Source organism: Nostoc sp. (assembly GCF_036916655.1).
Taxonomy (GTDB): Bacteria; Cyanobacteriota; Cyanobacteriia; order Cyanobacteriales; family Nostocaceae; genus Nostoc.
Map to the genome: position 1 here is coordinate 17,657 of NZ_JBALFY010000024.1, position 21,865 is coordinate 39,521.

General features: G+C 42.5%; 25 protein-coding genes. 15 read left to right on the plus strand and 10 right to left on the minus strand.

Annotated elements, in window-relative coordinates; translation table 11 throughout:
• Positions 1–325 precede the first annotated feature (325 nt).
• On the plus strand, positions 326–943 hold the full coding sequence (locus V7L31_RS06430) for a TetR/AcrR family transcriptional regulator (RefSeq protein WP_334695476.1): 618 nt from the start codon (positions 326–328) through the stop codon (positions 941–943).
• A gap of 138 nt (positions 944–1,081) precedes the next feature.
• Here the strand turns inward: V7L31_RS06430 and infC are convergent, their stop codons facing one another.
• Positions 1,082–1,573 (minus strand): translation initiation factor IF-3, encoded by a 492-nt coding sequence (infC, locus tag V7L31_RS06435; RefSeq protein WP_334695575.1) that lies wholly within the window; start codon positions 1,571–1,573, stop codon positions 1,082–1,084.
• 236 nt (positions 1,574–1,809) lie between these two features.
• Here infC and V7L31_RS06440 point away from each other — a divergent pair, with 236 nt between their 5' ends.
• The 3 genes from V7L31_RS06440 to V7L31_RS06450 all read left to right on the plus strand — a co-directional run bounded on the left by V7L31_RS06440 (position 1,810) and on the right by V7L31_RS06450 (position 5,271).
• Positions 1,810–3,150 carry a DEAD/DEAH box helicase gene (locus V7L31_RS06440; RefSeq protein WP_334695477.1) on the plus strand — a complete coding sequence of 447 codons (1,341 nt, stop codon included), beginning with the start codon at positions 1,810–1,812 and terminating at the stop codon, positions 3,148–3,150.
• A gap of 413 nt (positions 3,151–3,563) precedes the next feature.
• Entirely contained in the window at positions 3,564–4,268 is a 705-nt protein-coding gene (locus V7L31_RS06445; RefSeq protein WP_334695478.1) for a Uma2 family endonuclease, read from the plus strand.
• Positions 4,269–4,599: 331 nt separating this feature from the next.
• On the plus strand, positions 4,600–5,271 hold the full coding sequence (locus tag V7L31_RS06450) for a glutathione S-transferase family protein (protein ID WP_334695479.1): 672 nt from the start codon (positions 4,600–4,602) through the stop codon (positions 5,269–5,271).
• Between the two features lie 250 nt (positions 5,272–5,521).
• Here V7L31_RS06450 and V7L31_RS06455 read toward each other — a convergent pair whose 3' ends face one another.
• The 3 genes from V7L31_RS06455 to ndhC are packed head-to-tail and all read right to left on the minus strand — an operon-like array spanning position 5,522 to position 7,135.
• Positions 5,522–6,052 carry an NAD(P)H-quinone oxidoreductase subunit J gene (locus V7L31_RS06455; RefSeq protein ID WP_334695480.1) on the minus strand — a complete coding sequence of 177 codons (531 nt, stop codon included), beginning with the start codon at positions 6,050–6,052 and terminating at the stop codon, positions 5,522–5,524.
• Complete coding sequence (gene ndhK, locus V7L31_RS06460) at positions 6,045–6,782, minus strand: photosynthetic/respiratory NAD(P)H-quinone oxidoreductase subunit K (protein WP_334695481.1); 738 nt, start codon at positions 6,780–6,782, stop codon at positions 6,045–6,047. Before ndhK ends, V7L31_RS06455 begins: the two co-directional genes overlap by 8 nt.
• Entirely contained in the window at positions 6,773–7,135 is a 363-nt protein-coding gene (gene ndhC, locus V7L31_RS06465) for a photosynthetic/respiratory NAD(P)H-quinone oxidoreductase subunit C (protein WP_104908259.1), read from the minus strand. Before ndhC ends, ndhK begins: the two co-directional genes overlap by 10 nt.
• A gap of 355 nt (positions 7,136–7,490) precedes the next feature.
• Here ndhC and V7L31_RS06470 point away from each other — a divergent pair, with 355 nt between their 5' ends.
• From V7L31_RS06470 to V7L31_RS06495, 6 genes are all read left to right on the plus strand, one after another.
• Positions 7,491–7,826, plus strand: coding sequence for a rubredoxin (locus tag V7L31_RS06470; RefSeq protein ID WP_334695482.1), 336 nt, complete (start codon positions 7,491–7,493; stop codon positions 7,824–7,826).
• Positions 7,827–7,920: 94 nt separating this feature from the next.
• The gene (locus V7L31_RS06475; RefSeq protein WP_334695483.1) at positions 7,921–8,940 is read left to right on the plus strand and encodes a photosynthesis system II assembly factor Ycf48; all 1,020 of its coding nucleotides are present in this window, start codon (positions 7,921–7,923) and stop codon (positions 8,938–8,940) included.
• A 206-nt stretch (positions 8,941–9,146) separates the two neighbouring features.
• Positions 9,147–9,395, plus strand: coding sequence for a cytochrome b559 subunit alpha (gene psbE, locus V7L31_RS06480; protein ID WP_094348030.1), 249 nt, complete (start codon positions 9,147–9,149; stop codon positions 9,393–9,395).
• A 9-nt stretch (positions 9,396–9,404) separates the two neighbouring features.
• Positions 9,405–9,542, plus strand: a complete 138-nt coding sequence (gene psbF, locus V7L31_RS06485; RefSeq protein WP_015115279.1) for a cytochrome b559 subunit beta — start codon at positions 9,405–9,407, stop codon at positions 9,540–9,542.
• An 8-nt stretch (positions 9,543–9,550) separates the two neighbouring features.
• Positions 9,551–9,673, plus strand: a complete 123-nt coding sequence (locus V7L31_RS06490; protein ID WP_012411802.1) for a photosystem II reaction center protein L — start codon at positions 9,551–9,553, stop codon at positions 9,671–9,673.
• 70 nt (positions 9,674–9,743) lie between these two features.
• Positions 9,744–9,866, plus strand: coding sequence for a photosystem II reaction center protein J (locus tag V7L31_RS06495; RefSeq protein WP_179065658.1), 123 nt, complete (start codon positions 9,744–9,746; stop codon positions 9,864–9,866).
• 191 nt (positions 9,867–10,057) lie between these two features.
• Here the strand turns inward: V7L31_RS06495 and psaI are convergent, their stop codons facing one another.
• Positions 10,058–10,207, minus strand: a complete 150-nt coding sequence (gene psaI / locus V7L31_RS06500) for a photosystem I reaction center subunit VIII (RefSeq protein WP_334695484.1) — start codon at positions 10,205–10,207, stop codon at positions 10,058–10,060.
• Positions 10,208–10,424: 217 nt separating this feature from the next.
• Entirely contained in the window at positions 10,425–13,622 is a 3,198-nt protein-coding gene (locus V7L31_RS06505; RefSeq protein ID WP_334695485.1) for a hypothetical protein, read from the minus strand.
• Between the two features lie 552 nt (positions 13,623–14,174).
• Here V7L31_RS06505 and V7L31_RS06510 point away from each other — a divergent pair.
• Both V7L31_RS06510 and V7L31_RS06515 read left to right on the plus strand, forming a co-directional pair.
• The gene (locus tag V7L31_RS06510; protein WP_334695486.1) at positions 14,175–14,372 is read left to right on the plus strand and encodes a hypothetical protein; all 198 of its coding nucleotides are present in this window, start codon (positions 14,175–14,177) and stop codon (positions 14,370–14,372) included.
• An 81-nt stretch (positions 14,373–14,453) separates the two neighbouring features.
• Positions 14,454–14,930: a Tic20 family protein gene (locus tag V7L31_RS06515; RefSeq protein ID WP_334695487.1), complete on the plus strand. Its 477-nt coding sequence runs from the start codon at positions 14,454–14,456 to the stop codon at positions 14,928–14,930.
• Positions 14,931–14,933: 3 nt separating this feature from the next.
• Here V7L31_RS06515 and V7L31_RS06520 read toward each other — a convergent pair whose 3' ends face one another.
• Positions 14,934–15,707: a fumarylacetoacetate hydrolase family protein gene (locus tag V7L31_RS06520; protein WP_334695488.1), complete on the minus strand. Its 774-nt coding sequence runs from the start codon at positions 15,705–15,707 to the stop codon at positions 14,934–14,936.
• A gap of 266 nt (positions 15,708–15,973) precedes the next feature.
• On the opposite strand from V7L31_RS06520, the gene rpsF reads away from it, so the two are divergent.
• The gene (rpsF, locus tag V7L31_RS06525; RefSeq protein ID WP_179065663.1) at positions 15,974–16,330 is read left to right on the plus strand and encodes a 30S ribosomal protein S6; all 357 of its coding nucleotides are present in this window, start codon (positions 15,974–15,976) and stop codon (positions 16,328–16,330) included.
• Positions 16,331–16,682: 352 nt separating this feature from the next.
• A complete protein-coding gene (locus tag V7L31_RS06530; protein WP_292842107.1) occupies positions 16,683–17,243 on the plus strand; it encodes an Npun_F5560 family protein in 561 nt (186 codons plus the stop codon).
• Between the two features lie 1,020 nt (positions 17,244–18,263).
• On the opposite strand, the gene V7L31_RS06535 is transcribed toward V7L31_RS06530, so the two are convergent.
• Entirely contained in the window at positions 18,264–18,620 is a 357-nt protein-coding gene (locus tag V7L31_RS06535) for an STAS domain-containing protein (protein WP_334695489.1), read from the minus strand.
• A 486-nt stretch (positions 18,621–19,106) separates the two neighbouring features.
• Between V7L31_RS06535 and V7L31_RS06540 the strand changes: the two genes are divergently transcribed.
• Complete coding sequence (locus tag V7L31_RS06540; RefSeq protein WP_334695490.1) at positions 19,107–19,739, plus strand: DedA family protein; 633 nt, start codon at positions 19,107–19,109, stop codon at positions 19,737–19,739.
• A 108-nt stretch (positions 19,740–19,847) separates the two neighbouring features.
• Here V7L31_RS06540 and V7L31_RS06545 read toward each other — a convergent pair whose 3' ends face one another.
• Together V7L31_RS06545 and V7L31_RS06550 are read right to left on the minus strand one after the other, a co-directional pair.
• On the minus strand, positions 19,848–21,050 hold the full coding sequence (locus V7L31_RS06545; protein ID WP_334695491.1) for an argininosuccinate synthase: 1,203 nt from the start codon (positions 21,048–21,050) through the stop codon (positions 19,848–19,850).
• 303 nt (positions 21,051–21,353) lie between these two features.
• A complete protein-coding gene (locus V7L31_RS06550) occupies positions 21,354–21,863 on the minus strand; it encodes a PEP-CTERM sorting domain-containing protein (RefSeq protein WP_334695492.1) in 510 nt (169 codons plus the stop codon).
• Between the last annotated feature and the right edge of the window lie 2 nt (positions 21,864–21,865).

The following is a 21,865-nucleotide window of genomic DNA, read 5'->3' on the forward strand; positions in this document are numbered from 1 at the left end:
CCGTTAGTAACTTGTACTAAACTGTTCAGTTCAGTTTATGCTAAACTAAACGGAGTAGTTTAGTCAAGTGCGCCAAGCTAAAATTCTCAATTTAATGGGTCACGCCAGGAGCAGGGGAGCAGAGGAAGGAAAGAGGTAAATAATTACTCATTCTCCCCCTTGCACCCTGCACCCTGCCCCTCTGCCTCTTCTGCCCAATCCCCAATCTCTTTTTCAATAAATTTGCGTTGAGTTATACACCAGAATGCTTGTCACAACTGGATTAATGACGTAAGGTAAATTGCCGCATCTATTAAAATTGTTTATAAGAGAGGATAATTAATAAATGGTACGGATTAAAGCTGACGAAGTTGAGCGAGATCATTCCGTTGATAAAGTAGAGCAAATTTTGCAAGGAGCAATGCAGGAGTTCCTGCAAAATGGCTATGCTGGTACAAGCATGGATCGAGTAGCGGTAGCTGCGGGTGTTTCTAAAGCGACAGTCTACAGCCATTTTCAAGATAAAGAAGGACTTTTTAAAGTACTGATAGAGTCCTTAGCACATCAGAAGTTTAACTCTCTCTTTGATACGGAACCGATGGAGGGAGAACCAAAAATCGTCCTGCGCCAATTAGGAAGCAAATTATTAGAACAGATGAATAATGACCACGAACACTGTGCATTTATGCGAGTGTTAATTGGAGAATCGGGTCGTTTTCCTGAATTAACTCAGATTTGCGTAAGGGCGATGATTAAACCAATGCTGGAAACGATCGCTCAATATTTGGTTGTTCACCCAGAACTGAATATTACTGACCCAGAGGCAACGGCGAGGATTTTTTTAGGTACATTAGTTAATTTTCATGTGACTCAAGATGTGATGCATGGGAGAGATATTATACCAATGGAAAGCGATCGCTTGATTGATGCCTTGACACACCTAATCACTAAATGCGCCGATTGATTGGTTATATCCCGGCGCGTGGCGCTTGTTTGGTCGGAAAGTTAAATTTACCTTGAGTAACAACAATATTGATTGTCTCCGGCTTTTTTCGTTCCTTACAAGCTGCCACAATACATCTTCCAGCGATCGCCAGATTAACTAAGCAGGAATAACTTGAACAATTAGTGCGCGTTTATCCAACGACTGGATTTTACCTACTTGACTGAGATCGTTTGCAATTCGGTCTAGCAGTTCTCCTGCTTGATCGCGATATTGATGTTCTCGGCCTCGTAAACGGATGGCAAATTTCACAGAATCGCCTTTACTCAACCACTCAACTGCTTTCTGAATGCGTAAATTGTAATCAGCTATACCCACGTTTAGTCCGAACCGAACTTCCTTTACCGTGGGTCTAGCACTCTGGCTCTGACGTTTTTTCTTTTGATACTGAAGCTTCCCATAGTTGAGAATCTTCGCGATCGGAGCATCTTTGCCTTGGGAAACTACAACTAAGTCAAGCTCTAAGCTTTCGGCTAGCTGTAGCGCCTCATTGGTATCGATCAGACCACGATTATTATTTTCATGGTCAATCAAGAAGACGCTAGGTGACTTGATTTGTGAATTAATCAGTTGCTTTTGGATTGCGATAATGAATTTCTCCTATTTGTTCAATACTTTGCTTTATAAGCAGGTAATGCCAATTTAACACAACACTGAATCAGAGCAACTTTAACAACACAATGGACGGCAATCTGTTAAAATGAAATACTGCGGCACTCGCTCTCAGTCTTTGCGCTACTGCCCATCCAGCTTTTCAATAATTTTTATCCGTCCGCCTAAGACTGACGCCATCATTGGCGACAGGCCGATGTTATTTTTGGAGTCTTATGTCTTTTTCTGATCTCGGCTTGTCCAATGAAATTATCCGTGCTGTTACCGAAAGAGGGTACACGGAACCCACCCCAATCCAGATGCAGGCGATTCCTGCTGTATTGTCGGGTAGCGATTTGTTAGCTGGGGCACAAACTGGCACTGGCAAGACCGCTAGTTTCACCCTGCCGCTCTTGCATCGGTTGTCGTCTAACAAAAGCAAAGGTACGTCTAATGGATACCCACCAATCCGAGCCTTGATTCTCACCCCGACTCGCGAACTCGCAGCACAAGTGGAAGAAAGCGTGCGCGAGTACGGCAAGTACTTAAACCTCAATTCAATGGTGATTTTTGGCGGAGTCGGTATTAATCTGCAAAAACAGCGTTTGAGGGGTCGAGTGGATATTTTGGTCGCTACTCCAGGGCGACTGCTAGACCACGTACAGCAGGGTACGCTAAACCTATCGCAGATTGAGGTTTTGGTGCTAGATGAAGCCGATCGGATGTTGGACATGGGCTTTATTCATGATATCCGCCGCATCCTCTCACTTCTGCCCAAACAGCGGCAAAATTTGCTATTTTTCGCTACTTTCTCAGACAAAATTAAGGCACTGGCCGCCGGACTACTCAATAACCCAAAAATGATTGAGGTAGCACGCCGCAACGTTACCGCCGAAACGATCGCCCAGAAGATTTATCAGGTAGACCGTGACAAGAAACGTCAATTACTTGCTCATCTAATTCGGCGAGATAATTGGTATCAAGTTTTAGTATTCACTCGCACTAAATATGGCGCTGACCGTTTGGTGAAGCAGTTGGGCGAAGACCGCATTCAAGCATTAGCAATCCACGGCAATAAAAGCCAGCCGGTGCGTACCAACGCTTTGGCGAAGTTCAAAAATGGCAGCTTGCAAGTATTGGTAGCAACGGACATTGCTGCTAGAGGTCTTGACATCAGCGAACTGCCCCATGTAGTTAACTTCGATCTACCCAATGTACCCGAAGATTATGTACATCGCATTGGCCGCACCGGTCGCGCTGGCGCATCAGGTGAAGCCGTATCGCTGGTTTGCGTCGATGAATACCCTCTATTGAAAGATATCGAAAAACTGATCGAGCAGCGCTTGCCCAGGGAAGTAGTCGCTGGCTTTGGCCCCAACCTCGACATTGAGCCAGAAGCAATCCCCAATGGACGGCAACACAGACCAAAGCCAGGAGGTGAGAAGCGTCCGGCTCGTACTGCTAAACTGTCGCCACCGACATCAGCGAAACGTAAAGCCGCACCGCCTGCCACCAATGGCGATAAACCTAGCGCTCGTTCATCTGCATCGCGCCGTTCTGCTAAACGCGATCGCTAATTTTCTTTAGCTGTTCAAGTGGAAAACCTTTCTCTTGTTAATAAGAGAGAGGTTTTGAATTTTTCATGCAACCTCAATACGGTTCAGTTAAAGAACGAACCCCAATAAACCCTATGAAATCTTGAGTTTCGTTCACTTAGGTAGTTTAAGGTTTTTGGCTCTAACTGAACCGTATTGAGTTAACGATCTGTTTCTGCGACAAAATAAAAATCCCTAGCAAACTGTTTGAGCGATCGCTAGGGATGATTAATATTATTGTCAGGTGTTGCTGAATCAAGGTATGAATTTGGATGTAGAGACATTGCAATGCAACGTCTCTACAAGGATTTTGAAATAACGCAAACGAGTATTTTGGATGATGATAGAACTTAAAGAACAGCAAGTTAACTGATAACTGTCAACCAACAAGTATTATGTATAATTACAATCCCTTAGACTGCCTACCTTCATCGGCGGAATTACGAGATTCTGATGATACCCCTGTGGATAACGAACTACAAATATTAATTCCCAATTTATTGTTAGCTATCTTAGCTTCGATTTGGCACAACCGTGATGACTGGTTTTTCGGTATCAACATGGGAATTTACTATACACCATTACAACCTGCTATAGTCCCCGATGGGTTTTTGAGTTTAGGTGTTGAACGTTTTGTTGGAGAAAACGGACGTTCTAGTTACGTTTTCTGGGAAGAAGAAGGGATTACGCCTATTTTAGCTTTAGAGGTGGTTTCTCAAACCTACAATGGCGAATATGAACAAAAGAAAATAGATTATGCTCAATTAGGCATTTTATATTACGTCATTTATGCACCAACGCGGCTACGTCGTAAGCGTCAACGTTTAGAAGTTTATCGCTTAGTTGAAGGTAAGTATATTTTACAACTCGGCGATCAAATTTGGATGCCAGAAATTGGTTTAGGGATTGGACGAGAACAGGGCACTTATCAAGGAAGAACACGAGAATGGTTGTTTTGGTATGACCGAGATGGTAACAGATACCAAACTCCAGAAGAAGTAAATGCACAACAGCAACAACAGCTAGAACAAACTCAGCAGCAGCTTCAAGAACTTTTAGCGAGATTACAACAACAAGGAATTGACCCCAATTCACTGTAAACTACCCGTGGCTCAAACTTTTGCACAGCAAGAGGTCTATTATCGAACAGAATTTAGGAGTCAGAATACTCTTTCAGGGAAGCAAGCTACGCTTTTAGCGTTTTTTTGGCGAAGGTATTGCTATACATATTTTCATAAAGACTGTAGACTATAAAAAGTCCGGTAAGTCGACCGATAAGCTGGAGTATATCATCTAAGCTGACGTAGATACCTGCCAGTAAATTATTTAACTGCACTAATTAACGCATCTCAACTTTTGTCTTATTGCTTGAGTTGGAGTTATGCAATCTCAAATAGTCTGCATTCACAATAATTGCAAGGAAAAGATTTCATGAGTAACATACAACTGTACTTCGCCCAAGCCTCTACCTTCTCTCAACGTACTCGTGTAGTCTTACTGGAAAAAGGCATTGATTTCACCCCAATAGAAATTGACTTACAGAACAAGCCAGATGAGTACACGCAGATTTCGCGCTATGGTAAAGTTCCGGCGATTAAACATGGGGATATTGAAATTTACGAGTCCGCCGTGATTAATGAATATCTAGAGGAGGTTTTTCCAGAACCACCATTGTTACCTAGCGATCCCGCAGCCAAAGCGATCGCTCGTATTTGGATAGATTACGCCAATACTCGCTTTGTCCCAGCTTTTAACAAATTCCTGCGCGGTAAAGATAGCCAAGAACAGGAACAAGGAAGAAAAGAGTTCACAGAAGCGCTTCTATATATCGAACAAGAAGGGTTAGGCAAAGGTGATTACTTATTGGGAGATCGGTTTAGCCTTGTTGATATCAGCTTCTATCCTTGGTTTGAACGTTTACCACTCTTAGAACACTTCCGCAAATTCACACTACCAACAGAAACACCCCAGTTGCAAGCATGGTGGAATCTGGTAGGCGATCGCTCTTCAATTAAAGCAGTTGCAAATCCTGTGGACTTCTATTTAGAAAGATTCGCCAAAGTTCTCGGTGAACCTCTTCCCTTTGGTGCGGTACAAAAATAGGACACACGGGCGTGGTGATGGGAGTAAATCATTAACTTTTTTCTTGCCATTCATACACCTCAACTTCTCTGTCTCCCCTCATTTACTTGAATATCTAACCCAATACTGTTCGGTTAAGTCAAGAGACGCGATAAATCGCGTCTTTGTGATGATTTATCGCATCTTTAAGCGATCTTAAAATGACCAAAAACATAACCCCTCTCCGCCACCGGAAAGGGGTTAATTAGGGGTTGCTGAAATTCAGCAATTTCTAATAAGCGTCTTGCAACTCATAGAAATCAGGCGAGATGTAATCTTTCCGCAAAGGCCAACCTACCCAATCTTCCGGCATCAAAATTCGCTTGAGATTTGGGTGTCCTTCGTAGATAATGCCGTACATATCGTAAGACTCGCGCTCTTGCCAATCTGCGGTCTTCCAAATCCAGTACACAGAAGGGACTACGGGGTTTTCCCGTGGTAAGAACACCTTAACTCGAACTTCTTCGGGGCGATCGCTGTTATCACCCACTTTATTCAAGTGATACACACTCACCAATTCTTGTCCTGGCCCAAGATCAACACCACCTTGAAACTGGAGATAATTAAACCCGTAGGCATAAAGGGCTGTAGCGGTAGGAAGCAAAAAATCTGCCGACACCTTAATTATCTCTACACCATTCTTGTCTGGTGCCAAAAACTCATGGTCAAAGCCATTTGCCGTTAACCACTGGGAAACTTTACCCGCTTGTACCAATGCCTCTTCTTTGGCTGCTGGTACTGGTTTAGATTCTTCTTCAGCCACGGGTTTGTTCCTCCTTTTGCGCCAATTCTTTCAGCAGTGCAGGTGGTACTGGTAAACCAATCGCTTCCGCCAATTCTTTCGGTGGTGCATAGCGAGTTTCTGACTGCAAATACTTACCAGTTAAGATTTCATCTACTGGCTTCAAATTATGAGTCGTGCTGTAGTAGCGGTGAGTTTGCTTAATTTTATCCCGCTCTTGCATCGATTCATTAGAGATTTTCTTCCGCAGCTTAATAATTGCGTCGATAATTGCTTCGGGACGAGGAGGACAACCAGGTAAGTACACATCCACAGGAATCAATTTATCGACTCCGCGCACTGCTGTGGGGGAATCAACGCTGAACATCCCGCCAGTAATTGTGCAAGCACCCATCGCAATTACATACTTTGGCTCTGGCATTTGTTCATAAAGACGCACCAATTGAGGAGCCATCTTCATCGTAATAGTCCCTGCCGTAATAATTAAATCGGCTTGGCGGGGGCTAGAACGGGGAATTAGTCCAAAACGGTCAAAGTCAAATCGGGAACCAATTAAAGCTGCAAATTCAATAAAGCAGCAAGCAGTACCAAATAACAACGGCCACAAACTAGAAAGCCGCGCCCAGTCGTAGAGGTCATCAACCGTCGTCAAAATGACGTTTTCTGAAAGGTCTTGAGTGACATTGGTACGCTCAATGGGGTTGATGATTCGTTCTTTACCCTGGGTTGTTAAGTTAGAATTCAAGACCATTCCAAAGCTCCTTTACGCCATGCGTAAACTAAAGCGACTACAAGAATTGCAATAAAGACTAGCGCTTCAATAAAAGCCAATAGCCCCAAACGGTGGAAAGCTACAGCCCAAGGATACAAGAAAACAGTCTCCACATCAAAGACGACGAAGACCAGAGCAAACATGTAGTAGCGGATGTTGAATTGAATCCAGGCTCCCCCGATGGGTTCCATACCAGATTCGTAGGTGGTGCGCCGTTCTGGGCTGTAACTACTGGGTCGTAGGAGCTTGGATGCTGAGAGCGCTAAGGCAGGCACTAGGCTACAGATGATGAAGAAGCCTAGAAGGTACTCGTAACCGCTGAGGACAAACACAATGAGTATCTACCGCTTATGGAGTATTTTAAGTAGTGAGTGGGGAGTGGGGAGTGGGGAGTGGGGAGTGGGGACTAGGTACTGGGTACTGGGTACTGGGTAATCCTTCTGAATTTCCAATCCCTTATCCTTAATACCAAATTCTTTATTTTTAATCCCCAGTCCCCAATCCCCAGTCTCCAATCCCTCAACTACGTTACTTTCTTTTACATTATATCTGTTTGGTTTTTCTGAAATCTGGGAAACAGACGCACTTCAGGTATTTGATTCGCTTTTGCTAGTGATAGAAAAGTCTAACAATTATGTCATAATTTTTAACGTATATTTAAGATTTCTTCTCTGCGAGGCCTTAGCCATGAGCGAACCAGCTGTTGAGACTCCGGTGTTAGACCGCTACGAGTGTCGCGCCTGCGGTTATGTTTACGAACCTGAGAAGGGAGATGACAAGCATGATATTCCTTCCAGGACACTCTTTGCAGAACTGCCTATAAATTGGCGCTGTCCAGTTTGTTCTGCTAAAAAGACCGCTTTTGCCAACATCGGCCCTGCCGGTACTGCATCTGGGTTCAAAGAAAATCTCGGTTACGGTTTGGGTGTCAACAACCTAACGCCAACCCAAAAGAATATCCTAATTTTTGGTGCTTTGGCTCTTGGTTTCTTATTTTTTATCAGTCTCTACGGCTTACAGTAACAGCTGTTAAGCAATTCAAAATGAAAAACCCAGGATTGTCGAGCATCCTGATTACCGACTCCTAGAGAAATTTAGAAACAACTAAGAAATACTGATGCATTCATTTTTGAAAAGTTGGCAACGAATATTTGCCTTGTTAATAGTAGTCGTAATATGCATGGGTTGTAGCAAAATTCCCTCTGTTAGCTACAACCCTTGGAAAGTCATTTCTGTACCAACTGACTCGAATCTATTGGATATAGGTTTTACTGATAACCCTGAACATGGTTACTTAGTAGGTAGCAATGCCACCCTGTTGGAAACCAATGATGGTGGTAATACCTGGAAACCAATCACATTGCAACTCGATGAGCAAAAGTATCGTTTTGACTCAGTAAGTTTTGCAGGAAAAGAAGGCTGGATAGCCGGAGAGCCTGGACTATTGCTGCATACAACTGATGAAGGTGCTTCATGGTCACGTATTCCTTTGAGCGAAAAGCTACCAGGTAGCCCGATCGCAGTTAAGGCACTGGCAGCCAATACAGCAGAGATGGCTACTGATGTGGGAGCCATATATAAGACCACAGACGGCGGCAAAAACTGGAAAGCCCAGGTAGAATCAGCAGTTGGTGTGGTACGTAACTTAGAACGTTCTGCTGATGGTAAATATGTTGCTGTTTCTGCTAAGGGTAGCTTCTACTCAACTTGGGAACCGGGGCAGGATGCTTGGGTTCCCCATAATCGCAATAGTTCTCGGCGGGTAGAAAACATGGGTTTTGCTAACAATGGGCAATTGTGGTTACTAGCTAGAGGAGGCCAAATTCAGTTTAGTGACGAAACTAAACCTGACGAGTGGCAAAAGGCACAATATCCAGAGTTATCTACAAGTTGGGGTTTACTGGATTTGGCATATCGCACACCCAATGAAATTTGGATAGGTGGCGGTAGCGGTAATTTACTACGGAGTGCCGACGGTGGCAAAACCTGGGAAAAAGACCGTGAAGTGGAAGAAGTGGCGGCTAATTTGTACAAGATTGTATTCTTAGAGCCAGAACGGGGATTTATAGTTGGCGATCGCGGTGTTTTGCTCAAATATCTACCAAACCCGGAAACAACTACTCCAGAAGCAGCTTAATGGGGACTGGGGACTAGGGACTGGGGACTGGGAACTAACTAAGAGTTTTCCCAATACCCAGTACCCAATCCCCAGTACCCAATCCCCAATCCCCAATCCCCAATCCCCACTACCTATTTCTGAGAAGAACTTTGCAACTTGTAACTCTTTCTTAACTTTGTAGGATAATAAACTCTATAACATTCTTTGTGAAGGTAGGAATCTAAATGTCAGGTACCACTGGAGAACGTCCGTTTTCGGACATCATTACCAGCGTTCGCTACTGGGTAATTCACAGCATCACCATCCCGGCATTGTTTATTGCTGGTTGGTTATTTGTCAGCACCGGGCTGGCTTATGATGCCTTTGGTACACCCCGCCCCAACGAGTATTTCACACCAGCGCGCCAAGAAGTGCCCATTGTGAAGAACCGTTTTGAAGCTAAAAAACAAGTTGAAGAATTTATTGGAAAGTAGTTTGAAATCATGACTAGCGGAAACAACATCAATCAACCAGTTACCTATCCAATTTTTACCGTTAGATGGCTGGCAGTACACACCTTAGGTGTGCCAACTGTATTCTTTTTAGGCGCGATCGCCGCAATGCAATTTATTCAACGTTAGGAGCAATTATGGTAGAAAGATCGCCCAATCCCAATAATCAGCCGGTTGAACTAAACCGGACTTCGCTATACCTGGGATTACTGCTAGTTTTCGTTCTGGGTATTCTATTTTCCAGTTACTTCTTTAACTAACTGGAACTACTGTTGTTAATCTTTGTTTATTGAACGTGTGTTGAATTTTTGTTAAGGGAGGAGAGAAGCTGTGTCTGCAGGAAGTGGGAGAATTCCCCTGTGGGTCGTCGCTACGATCGCAGGTTTAGGTATAATTACAGTCTTGGGCATTTTCTTTTATGGTGCCTACGCCGGACTCGGTTCTTCGATTTAACATTAGTTAGTTTGAACCGAATACTATAAGTTAGAATTTTCTAGCATTTGTTGAGAAATCAACGTTAAAAAAACCGCCTGTCTCTATGAGATAGGCGGTATTAATTTTGGTCATTTGTCCTTTGTCCTTTGTCATTTGTTTTTTACAAATGACTAATGACTAATGACTAATAACCAATGACTACATCAGTATTAGTTAATGTTGCTGATGTCGTCGCTTTCAATGTATAAAAACAGAAACGAGAATACCACACCTGGCAAAATCCAACCGATTATGGGAACGAAAATAGCAGGCAAGTAGGAAGTACTAGCCAAGATAGAAGGCAAAAAAGAAGCTGCCATAGTAAAGGTTCCTATCGAATCACACTACAATTCAAAATGAGCTTACTGCAAATTCTGCCAAATATTTGAAATTCTTTCATATTTTTAACACAGGCAATATTGGGGATTGGGGATTGGGGACTGGGAAAGAAGCAAGGGAGAAGAGTTTTCCCCTCAGCAAGAGCAGCACCCTGCCCCTCTGCCTCTTCCCAATGCCTAATACCCCGTCATCCCTAAGTTAGAGACCCAGGAGTTCATCTAGCTGCAAGTCTGGTAAGTCTGGAGGAATTACAGTCCGCAATATTGTGACTTTGTGGCTTTCTTGTTGGGTTGTCAGATCAAGTGCGATCGCTTCCAAGCGAATTTCTAAACAGCCAAAGGGAATGTTTAATTGCGTCATCACTTCCAACCCACCTGAAGCATTAGGTAGTAAATTTGTCAATAAATGGGGCCCATCTAGTAACCAACGAGTTTGATAATCTTCAACCCATAACTTGACAATAACTTGCGGAGGTACTTCAGGTAGTACTACGCGCACTATGATAAACTTACCAGCGATTAATTCGCCTTCTGGTACATACAGCTGTGGAATTGGCAAAACCTTAGTGGCTGCCGTAATTATAGGTAAGGAAGGGGATATATTTAATAATGGTTGCTCCTTTTGTTCAAAGGTGTAACCCCTAATTAAATCGGCTTCCAGTTCACTATCTGTATCATCTACAACGATTTCTTGCGCCAACCAAGCTGACGCTATATTTGTTTTTATCGGAGGAGGCGGCGGCGGTATTTGCGTTGACAAAGCCGATGAGAGTATTGCTTCTTCTAGTACTTTTTCTAGTTCTGTATTTTCTCCTATCTCTACATCCGCTTCCCGCGCTGTGTCTATATCTTCCCCAAAGTTCTTCAGTTCCTCAGCCAAATCTTGGACTTCTTCCCATGTAGCTTGTTCGCGCCATATCTCAGTGTTAGCATTTAGGTTTAATGGCAAGTTAACATCCGCATTCGCTGTTTCTGAACTCAGAGAAAGGGGTGTCTGCGGCGCTGGCTCATAATTATCGTAGTCTTCAGGTTGCAGATCATTGATTGATTCAGGCAAAGAGTATCCTTGGCTCTGCATCCACTTTCTGAGTAAAGGAGATGAGTAAAGGTTGTCTGTTGTAATAAATTGTGCATTTGTCTGGGGTTCTACTTCAGCAACAGGTTCTTTCTGCAATTGCTTATTTTGCGAAGGTTCTACTTCCGCAACAAATTCTTCTTGAGATGGTTCATTTTGCGGGGGTTCTACTTCAGCAACAAATTCTTCTTGAGATGTTGCATCAGCTACTATTAATTCAGGTGTATTTTCATCTTCAGGTACAATTGCATCTAACTGCGGTAAGTTTTCAGTCCCTTGAACCTCCAAGGCATCTGGGAGGACATTTTTTTTAACTTCTTCTGTATCACCTGGCAAAATTTGTCGGCGTCTCAAGTATGGCAAAGTAGTTTCTAGTATTGGCATCCGACGTTGCTTGATAACCAATTGCTCCAAGTTGATGGCGGCTATATTAGCGTCTTTTTCTAGAAGTTCTTCCTGTATAGGTTGTTCTGCAACAACATCTGCGGGATTATTGGCATCGCTTTGAATCGGGGGCAGTTTCGGTAATTGAGGTGAAGTGCCTGAATTCTTTAGTTTAGATGTCCGTAGAGTAGCTTCTCGCAGAGCTTGCAGGTTAATTTGCGGTGGTAATGGTGTATTTGGGGATGGATTAACTATCTGAGACTGGTCTGTTTTTGCCATTTTGACCAGATTTAATAGTTTCAAATCTAACCTAACAGGTGTCTCTGGTTCTATGAAAGCAGCAGATGAGTCCGATGGTATTGCATCTGTACTAGGTTTTGCTATGGCTGTGATTGCCAGTAATTCTGTGACATCTGCTGTAATCGTGAAAGACTGGCTAGCTAACCGAATGACTTCACCAGCATCGGCGAATTTACCATACAAATTGATATCTGCCAAAATTAACTTAGATTCACAGTCAGCTGGAATATTAATTGAGGTATTCATACTGAAGGGTAACTCTTGATCTGGTAGAATTTGGCGTACCTTGGTCAAGATTTTCAAGTTTTTGGGCGATCGCAGTTCAATTCCTAGTTCAAGTGCCCGTAGCCTTTTTGGAGATAATGTTTCAGCCTGATCTAGATTTGTATTTTCTTTGGATTCTATGTGCCCATTGATTGCAAGAGCTTGTCCCCAACGAGCAATATAATTATCCTGGTCTAAAATTAATAGTAATGGTGGCGGTAGTTGTGTCGCTAAAGAATCTGTAACATTATCATCGTTGGGCAGCAGTTCAGAGGCGGGTAAAGCTAAATCTATTAAATTTTGTAAAATCTGTTCTACTGTCTCACCTTTGAGCCACAAAGGACTCACAGGCTCGTTGATCGCTATATTTTCTTCTGTTTCATCAGGCAGAACAGTTTTAGTAGTGTTGCTGTCTGTAGTAATTGCCAGTTCTGCGGGAACAGCGATCGCTTGATCTAACCCAATTAAAGGTTCTACTGGGGCAGTGTCTTCTAAGTTCCCTTTATCTGGCAGAACAATACTAATAGGTTTGCTGTATAGAACAATCGCCGATTCTGTGGAAACAGCGATCGCATTATCTAAAGTAATTGCGGTTTCTGCTGGGACAGTCGATTCAAGTTCTGCGGGAATAGCGATCGCATTATCTAAGGTAATTGTGGGTTCTGCTGGGACAGTCGATTCAAGTTCTCCAGTAATTGCTAGTTCTCCGGGAACAGCGATCGCATTATCTAAATTAATTGTGGATTCTGCTGGGACAGTAGATTCCAGTTCTCCGGGAACAGCGATCGCATTATCTAAGGTAATTGTGGATTCTGCTGGGACAGTAGATTCCAGTTCTGCGGAAACAGCGATCGCATTATCTAAGGTAATTGTGGGTTCTGCTGGGACAGTAGATTCCAGTTCTGCGGAAACAGCGATCGTATCTGATTCTGCTGAGGCAGTGCATTCCAGATTTTCAGAAACAGTATTTTGCTGAACGAGTAAATATGATTCTGCCTTCTCCCTCTGCTTCGCCTCCTCTTCTTCTTGAGACAAAACTTGTACTTGGACTCTGTATTGCCAAGATTTACCCAGCAGATCCGACATCAAATCGCCAGAACAGCGCAACTCCCAAACTCCCGCCTGGAAGTAGGTAAAAGGAATTACCGCCATTAAGCCTTCTGAGTTAGTGCGACGCGATCGCTTGAAAATTCGCCGCGTTGGTTGAACTTCCTGGGTTGAAGAGTGAGTTACCCGTACTTCCACATCTGTATTCGGAAGGTTAGAACGAGCCAAAACTCTATACTGCCCTTCCGAAATTTCCAAATTTGGCGATTCTAGAATATGCCACGAGCGAGCGCCTTGTTTCTGTATCAGAAATTGCCAGTGTTCCATTGTAAGTGATGCCCAGACCGACGAGCCGCTGAGTAATATTATGTATTAACTTGCTTGCAAGTTTACCTCAGTATTTTAGAAATGCATCACTTAAATGGCTATCAAGTTAACTGAGTTTTACTGACTTGATTATCACACTTTCACCAGTCACGTCAAGGAAATTTCAAAGATTCGCCGTGTTGCTTGTGCATAAAGCTTTTGTTATTTTCTGAATATTAAGTTTGACACTCTCAAGTGCTAAATTAACAGGGTTCAGTGGATACCCTTGGCTGTATCTGCCCAACTTATTGCCAAAAATTGTGTATTATTTTTTACAATAATGTCCAATTTGGAATGTACACAACGTACAATAAATTCAGATTAACTTGACAATTTTTATTGAATCGTAATTGCCTACATTTTTGCTACAAAGAGGTAGGATGTGGCTCTTAAGTGTTATCTGCGATCGCCAATCACAACACTTAACCCTAGATATAATCTATGGGGTCAATCCAAAATCCAAAATCTAAAATCCAAAATTGTTTGACAATGAGGATTTACAGGAGGGATTCGATGTTAGTCATTTTAATGGACGATCAAATCCTTGCCCCTGAGCAAGTTTGTCACTCTTGTTTACTCGCTGACGGGAGCGGTCAGCCACGTTGGCGTGGTGGTCAATTGCGCTGTGGTCAAGCTATTCGCAAACTTACTCAACAGCAGCCGGATCAGTATGAGTGCATGATGGGCTTTCGCGTTGCCCATATAGAATAGTTGAATTTGTCAGCAAGACCAAGCAACTGCGTTATCCTAAGCTCAAGTGACTATAGAAATTTAACCACAGGAGAACGCATAATGTCTTGGCGCGGGTCTACAACAGTTTCAGATCGAATTTTTGCTTCCTTGCCTTATTTGCTTCCTCTAGTCGAAGTTTTTGTATTTGGTAGATATTTGTTCTCAGAGTTTCCACCACTACAACTGCTGTTTCTGCCGCTTTTGCCATTGTTAAATATTTACTATGGTGTACGTTATGCAGGAATGATTATTTTCTTTGCTTTATTTTTGCTGGTAGTAAGAAACGAAAAAATTAGTCACTTTATTCGCTTCAACACCATGCAAGCAATCCTTTTGGACATTATTATCTTTTTGTTTGGCATCCTGACTGATGTTGTGGGGCTAATTCCCGCTGGTGGTTTTGCAATCCAAACCCTATCCACAACTATTTTTATCGGCATAGTGGGAGCAGCAGTATATTCTGTGATTCAATCTGTGATCGGGCGTTATGCCGAAATACCGGCAATTTCCGATGCAGTGTATATGCAGGTGCGTTAGAAGTTAACGAGCCACTACACTGTTTTCCAGGCGACCAATACCTTCAATTTCAACGCGGACGCGATCGCCTGGATGCAATGCATTGACACCCTCTGGTGTACCTGTAAGCACCAAATCACCAGGTAATAACGTCATCACCTGACTGATATAGGAAACTAAAACATCGGGAGAAAACACCATCTGATCGATACAAGCAGATTGGACTGGATTAACGTCGTCATTCACAAAAGTCTGTAATCTCGCTCCCGGATTTAATTCTCGTACAATCCAAGGGCCCAAAGGACAGAAAGTATCAAAACCTTTGGCCCGCGTCCATTGACCATCCTTTTTTTGTAAATCCCGCGCTGTGACATCATTAGCGATGGTGTAGCCCCAAATTTTGGTTTGGGCTACCTCTGGTGTGCATTCAAAGGCGTAATCGCCAATCACTAATGCTAACTCTCCTTCGTAGTCAACTCTTTGCGACTGGGGAGGATATTTAATTTCCCTTTCAGATGGAATGATCGACGTGGGTGGCTTGAGAAAGATTAATGGCTCAGAAGGTACTGGAGTTCCCATTTCGGCTGCATGATCGGCATAATTCTTACCCACCGCCACAATTTTTGAGGGAGCGCAGGGAGCCAGAATTTGGTAATTTTCTGGTGTCAAAGTTAAATCAGTGGGTTGTCCATGTAACCAGGGCGGAGCATCTAACACCTGCACATTCAGGGAGAGATGTAGTAACCCGTAGTAAATCTGTCCTTCTGGATTTTGAATTCGCACGTAGCGCTGCGCCATAACCTTGATGAATATCCTTTTATATGCGATTAGAAGCTGTAAGCAAGTGGCAATCCTTCAGTTAGGGGTTGCCTCCCGACCTAGTTTTCATTATGGGCATCCCAAAAATCCCAATTTTGGCGATTTGGCTAATGAAACAAAATTGAAAACTGGTAAGATTATAGTTCCTTGTTGCTTCAGATGTTGATCTACACTGGCATTTCTAATACAAAAAAGGTATAAATTAACATCAGCAGCCACTTTTGTCCATGAGGAAATTGGAAAATATGACTACAAGTTACGAAACAATGTACATTCTGCGTCCTGACCTCGGAGAGGAACAGGTAGAGCAAGCAGTTACTAAATATCAGAATTTGCTTCGCGATCAAGGCGCTGAAGATATCCAAATTCAAAATCGTGGTAAGCGTCGTCTCGCTTATGAAATCAAAAAACATCGAGATGGCATCTACATCCAATTAAACTACGGTGCCCCGGCAACTGCGATCGCTCCCTTTGAACGTGCCATGCGCTTGAGTGAAGAAGTAATTCGCTATCTGACAGTTAAGCAAGAAATTGCCGAAGAAAAACCTCCTAAAGAGGAAAAAGAAAGGCCCACTAAAGTAGCTGCAACTGCAACAGTGTAATGAATGGGGAGTAGGGAGTAGGGATTAGGGTACAGGTAGATGAGGAAAAAATAATTAAAATAATTAATCTCTATAATGCCTAATCCCCAATCCCCAATCCCCAATCCCCAATCCCCAAATCCCATTCAATAAAATTTTGTATTTTTCTTTTCCCATAACCGAAACCGACTCATAATACAAGCCCTTAAATTGATTTATGGGGATTATTAATTTTTAATTTTTAATTTTTAATTCGGAGCGAAGCGACGTGACCTGTTTGGGAATGCTAAATTAACAAATACTTGCCAAAGGTAGTACTCCCGCAGTTATACCTAAGAGTGGACAAGATTCTGAATGGGAGCTTTAAGCTACTGTGATCCAATCTGATACACCGAATATTCAAGTTCTCTCTACCGAAGTATCGCAGCTACGCCAAGAGTTGCAACTTCGCGATCAATTAGTACAACAACTATCTCAAGAACTTTTCCGGCTGGTAAAGGGCAATACTAGTTTTATGCCCCCACAGCCTGATATTGAGCGCGATTTAAGCCAGTTACACGCTTTGCAAGAACAACTCCAAGCTGTAGAGCAGCAGGTGGGATTCTACCAAGAGCAAATTACAACTCGTGACTCCGAGATTTATCAATTGCGACAATCAGTTCAAGAACTCACCGATCGCACTCGGATGTTAGAGCAAGTAGTACAAGAGTTGCCTCAAATTTACCGACGGAAGTTTGAGGAGCGGATGACGCCAGTCAGAGAAAAAGTAGCAATGCTACAACGCGAAAACCGCCAGCTACAAGCAGAACTGCAAAGCGTGAGTTACCGTTTAGCACTCAAAACTCGCAATGCCAGTCATAGCGGTATTGATTTGCCAAATTTTCCCCGTCCAGCATCCGAACAAACTAACATTTCGACTCCCCAGAATGCCTAATATTACCATTATGGTGGAACCTTAAGAGGTAAGAAATTGTTGCGGCAAAGGATTTTGGAGACTATTTAATTATTTATGCCGCTCTAATTAGAAAAATTAGCTCAGAGTAATTTGTAATTTGAAAATCCCTGTCTTTAAAAGATTGGGGAGTGCCACCAAGAATTACATTTGCTTTGACGATCTTTGCTATTTTTTGCTTTAGAGGATGTTTGAAAAGTAGTAGAGCATACCAAAAACCCTACTTATATTCATTGCTCTCCCTCTTGGTGTCAGCCTGCCGTTAGGCAAGCAAAGAAATGCTTTGAAACCCCCATTCCCCAATCGGGAAGGCAGGGTGGTTTCATCCGAAAAAAGAAAAAAATAGAAGCTTTTATAAGAAGAATTCAGAACTCAGGAGTCAGAATGAGCTAAACCTTAGCTATCCGCTAACAGTATGAATTCTGTACAAGTGGGTTATGAATATTGGTTAAAACTGTACAACTCTTAGAGACGCTACCGCGTAGCAAGATCCCCGTAGGGATATGTGCCGCTACGCGCTTTCGCCCACCAGGGGCGAAAAAAATTAAAATATTCTCGCCTTAAAACTCTATCCTTTTATGGATAGAGTATTCTGAATTCTGAATTCTGACTCCTGAATTCTGACTCCTGTTTTATTTATCGTTTAGAGCCATAAATTTTTACCCATATCCAAAGCTCTCTCCGAGGTGGAGAGAAGCTTTGCAACCCGGTTTTAATTTTTCTGAAACCATCGTGCCATTCAGAAGGCTAGGGGTTAGGTTTCTGAGATTGCCATGTTAGCAATAGTACTTTTCAAACATCCTCTTTGGTAGATGGCTTGCAGCAAGCAGATTCATTCATCTGCCATTCATACCACCTAACTCAAAACCATGAGTTTTCCGCAACATTCTTCTCTAGAAAAAAAGAACACAAGCCTGCTAGCACCAGACTGTTATCTTGGAGAACGCGAAAAAATGCAAATATTGCTTGACTTTACCATCCTTCTATCGGTAGATTTATTAGTTAGACTGTTAGCACCAGACTGTTATCTTTGACGGTGGTAAAAATGTCTTGGTAAGTATTGAAAATTTCAAACACTGTATCAAGTTGGGTAAGCTCCAAAATTAACCGTACAGGAGCCTTTACGTTGCATAAAACCAAGCGGCAACCACTCTGACGTGCAGCTTTTAACCCTTTTACTAAAGGGACTAATCCAGAACTGTCCATGAAATTAACCTCTGTGAGGTCGATAATCCAGAGTTGATGAGCTTGAGGCACGACTCCAGCCATTTGTTCACTTAAGGCCTTACCGCCTTCCAAATCTATGCTTCCTTTGGGTTTAAAGAAAATCACTGGAAATTCTTGTTGTGTGAGAGCCATGAATTTAACAGGGTAATTGGAACACTTGACAAAAACTGAAAAAAGGCATCAATACTTTTTTTCTTTCAACTACAAAATGACTGTTTTACCCAGATATTTGGGCAATTGCAGTCGTGCAGTTGAAAGAAATTATTTCAGTATTCATGCCGTATAATTTGTAATAACTTTCATCAATATAGGCATAAGGGTCTAATAATTTCGGTATCAAGCGTATCTTTTACAAAATTTTTATAATTCATCTCGAAGTTTATGAAATTTCTATAAATTTTTTATTTTATTTTTAATAAATATTAATTCGTGGTAATAATTTTCAATAATCACATTGCTAATAGTCGAAAATTAATAGTTACCATAGACTATAAGTTATGAATTGTGCAGAATTAAACTAATGACTTAATGAATGAATCTAGTGGTTTGATTGACACCCTACTCAAAAACAAGCAAAGATGTAGTAAAAGTAAAAATTTGTAAAGACGGCGGTGCGGGATGTCTTTAGAGCTGATTTCACTAGAAAATATCCAGAAAGTCGCCCACACTTACGGGTATTGGGCAATCTTTTTGGGAGTTTTGCTAGAAAATTTAGGCATTCCCCTTCCTGGTGAAACCGTAACCTTAGTAGGTGGGTTTCTAGCTGGCAGCGATGAACTAAATTTCTGGCTGGTTCTCGGTGACGCAATTATGGGTGCTGTCATTGGTGGCACTTGTGGCTACTGGATTGGTAGAGTTAGCGGTTGGACTTTTCTGGTAAAAGTCGGTAGCATATTTCGGATTTCGGAAGTGCGGCTACTGAACATTAAAGAGCAATTTAGTCAAAATGCTGCTAAAGGGGTATTTTTTGGACGTTTTTTGGCATTGTTACGAGTTTTTGCTGCACCACTAGCTGGTATAGCTGAAATGCCCTTTGGAAAATTCTTTTTATACAACCTTTTAGGAGCAGTTGCTTGGGCTAGTTTGATGGTGACGTTAGCTTTTTTTGCTGGCCAAGTTGTCTCTTTAGAACAATTGGTTGCTTGGGTGGGTCAATTTGCGATCGCAGCTTTACTGATTCTCGCTGCCTTAATTATTGTGCCCCTGTGGCTAGAGTCTCGGCAAGTTAAAGAAGTGAGTAGTGAAGAGTAAAAAGTGAGGAGTGAGGAGTAAAGTAAAAAGTTATTTTTTTAACTTTTACTTTTGTATTTTGCATTTTTAACTCCTAACTCCTAACCCTTAACTCTTAACTTCTAACTCCTAACTTTTAGCGTGCCGCGACCAAATGCGAGTTGGTAATCCCCAAACGTAGATAAAGCCTTCGGCGGCTTTGTGATCGAATTGGTCTTCGGCTCCGTAGGTTGCCAAATCGGGAGTGTAGAGGGAATTATCGCTCGAACGCCCAACAATCGTAGAGTTGCCTTTGAACAACTTCACTCGCACAGTTCCAGAGACTCGTTCTTGTGTTTTTTGAATAAAAGCATCGAGTGCAACTTTTAGGGGACTGTACCATAAACCGTTGTAAACGATTTGGCTGTAAGTTTCTTCAATACCGCGCTTGTAATGGGTGACATCTGCCGTTAAAGTCAAGCTTTCTAAATCTCTATGTGCCTGAATTAGCACCAACATCGCGGGTGATTCGTAGATTTCCCGCGATTTTATGCCAACCAGACGGTTTTCAATCATATCAATCCGGCCGATGCCATGATTGCCTACAAGCTGATTGAGTTCTTCAATTAGCTCAACTGGCTTTTTAGCTATACCGTTGATGCTTGTCGGAATACCACCTTGGAAACCAATTTCGATGTACTCTGGCTCATTGGGAGTGTCAGCGATCGCTTTGGTCATTTCATAGATTTCTTCTGGTGGCTCAAATGACGGATCTTCGAGTAAACCAGCTTCAATACTACGACCGAGCAAATTCTTGTCAATGCTGTAGGGAGAAGATTTTTTGACTGGTGAGGGGATACCAAACTTTTCCCCATAGGCGATGGTTTCTTCACGGCTCATTCCCCATTCTCTGGCGGGTGCGAGAATCTTCAGGTTGGGGTTCAGGGCGGTTACAGAGACATCAAAGCGAACTTGATCGTTACCTTTGCCAGTGCAACCGTGAGCGATCGCATCAGCACCATATTTTTCGGCTGTTTCTACTAATACCTTAGCAATCAGTGGACGGGCAAGAGCAGTTCCTAGAGGATAACGATTTTCATAAAGAGCGTTAGCTTGAATCGCTCCAAAGGCGTAATCTTTAATGAAGCTGTCTTTGACATCCGCCACGAGGGATTCACTTGCACCGGATTTCAGAGCTTTTTCTCGAACTGGCTCTAATTCATCTCCCTGACCTAAATCTGCTGCTAGGGTAATCACCTCTTCTACACCCCACTCCTGTTTGAGGTAGGGGATGCAAACTGAAGTATCCACTCCACCAGAATATGCTAGGACAACCTTTTTGGCGCGACCCATTAATTTCTCCACTTAGGACAACAAACAATGAGTCATTATTATATCTAAACTAATCCATGTATATTTTATTCATGCAACTGAATAATAAAAATCCCGACTTCTCTAAAAGTCGGGAATTCAAGCCTTGCAATTTTCAGAAATTAAATAAGATTGCGATCGCTTCTAGATAAAACTTTTTTATATTGCTTTGTATCAGTTTTCACCAGACTCAAAAAATGTGAAAAATTGACAGGGTGGATAATCCCACCCTGTTTTAGATAGATGCAAATAAACCGCTTAACAGTTTATTCTTGATAATCTGGATTAAGCTTTTGTGCTTAATAGTCTAGAAGATCCGAGCTTTTTACCCAAGAACAAACTCAACCCGAATACAGACAATCCCAGCATCAAACTTGGCTCTGGAACACTTGTGTAAGTGACGGTTTGAACACCCGCACCACTGGAATCATTCAAATCGATAAAACTATCACGGAAGACGTTAAAAGTGCCAGGTGTAAAATACAACCCTAACCCCGCTTGGTTCAAAATTGTTCCCGAAAAATCGGTGAAAACTGAGGCTAAAGGATCATCCGCTTCAGTGTATAACTGTCCACCATAGGTAGCAGAAATCTTTAAACCTTCGGCGATGGTTACTTCTTGATCGTCTGCTGCTGCTGCTTGGTCGAATGAAAAAGCGCCTGTGAGAGTTTTATCGTTGTTAGAAAAATTATAAGTTAGGACTGCTGCTTGGGCGGGGATAGTCTCGCCGAAGGAAAAAATCAAAGCAGTTCCTACGGTTGCAGCGGCTAACTTCTTAAAGATGGAGTCAGTCATTT

Excerpts from the sequence above, each read along its gene's own strand:
- V7L31_RS06430 (WP_334695476.1), top strand. The coding sequence starts at position 326 with ATGGTACGGATTAAAGCTGACGAAGTTGAGCGAGATCATTCCGTTGAT.
- V7L31_RS06440 (WP_334695477.1), top strand. The coding sequence starts at position 1,810 with ATGTCTTTTTCTGATCTCGGCTTGTCCAATGAAATTATCCGTGCTGTT.
- V7L31_RS06445 (WP_334695478.1), top strand. The coding sequence starts at position 3,564 with ATGTATAATTACAATCCCTTAGACTGCCTACCTTCATCGGCGGAATTA.
- V7L31_RS06450 (WP_334695479.1), top strand. The coding sequence starts at position 4,600 with ATGAGTAACATACAACTGTACTTCGCCCAAGCCTCTACCTTCTCTCAA.
- ndhK (WP_334695481.1), bottom strand. The coding sequence starts at position 6,782 with ATGGTCTTGAATTCTAACTTAACAACCCAGGGTAAAGAACGAATCATC.
- V7L31_RS06470 (WP_334695482.1), top strand. The coding sequence starts at position 7,491 with ATGAGCGAACCAGCTGTTGAGACTCCGGTGTTAGACCGCTACGAGTGT.
- V7L31_RS06475 (WP_334695483.1), top strand. The coding sequence starts at position 7,921 with ATGCATTCATTTTTGAAAAGTTGGCAACGAATATTTGCCTTGTTAATA.
- psbE (WP_094348030.1), top strand. The coding sequence starts at position 9,147 with ATGTCAGGTACCACTGGAGAACGTCCGTTTTCGGACATCATTACCAGC.
- psbF (WP_015115279.1), top strand. The coding sequence starts at position 9,405 with ATGACTAGCGGAAACAACATCAATCAACCAGTTACCTATCCAATTTTT.
- V7L31_RS06490 (WP_012411802.1), top strand. The coding sequence starts at position 9,551 with ATGGTAGAAAGATCGCCCAATCCCAATAATCAGCCGGTTGAACTAAAC.
- psaI (WP_334695484.1), bottom strand. The coding sequence starts at position 10,207 with ATGGCAGCTTCTTTTTTGCCTTCTATCTTGGCTAGTACTTCCTACTTG.
- V7L31_RS06505 (WP_334695485.1), bottom strand. The coding sequence starts at position 13,622 with ATGGAACACTGGCAATTTCTGATACAGAAACAAGGCGCTCGCTCGTGG.
- V7L31_RS06510 (WP_334695486.1), top strand. The coding sequence starts at position 14,175 with ATGTTAGTCATTTTAATGGACGATCAAATCCTTGCCCCTGAGCAAGTT.
- V7L31_RS06515 (WP_334695487.1), top strand. The coding sequence starts at position 14,454 with ATGTCTTGGCGCGGGTCTACAACAGTTTCAGATCGAATTTTTGCTTCC.
- V7L31_RS06520 (WP_334695488.1), bottom strand. The coding sequence starts at position 15,707 with ATGGCGCAGCGCTACGTGCGAATTCAAAATCCAGAAGGACAGATTTAC.
- rpsF (WP_179065663.1), top strand. The coding sequence starts at position 15,974 with ATGACTACAAGTTACGAAACAATGTACATTCTGCGTCCTGACCTCGGA.
- V7L31_RS06535 (WP_334695489.1), bottom strand. The coding sequence starts at position 18,620 with ATGGCTCTCACACAACAAGAATTTCCAGTGATTTTCTTTAAACCCAAA.
- V7L31_RS06540 (WP_334695490.1), top strand. The coding sequence starts at position 19,107 with ATGTCTTTAGAGCTGATTTCACTAGAAAATATCCAGAAAGTCGCCCAC.
- V7L31_RS06545 (WP_334695491.1), bottom strand. The coding sequence starts at position 21,050 with ATGGGTCGCGCCAAAAAGGTTGTCCTAGCATATTCTGGTGGAGTGGAT.
- V7L31_RS06550 (WP_334695492.1), bottom strand. The coding sequence starts at position 21,863 with ATGACTGACTCCATCTTTAAGAAGTTAGCCGCTGCAACCGTAGGAACT.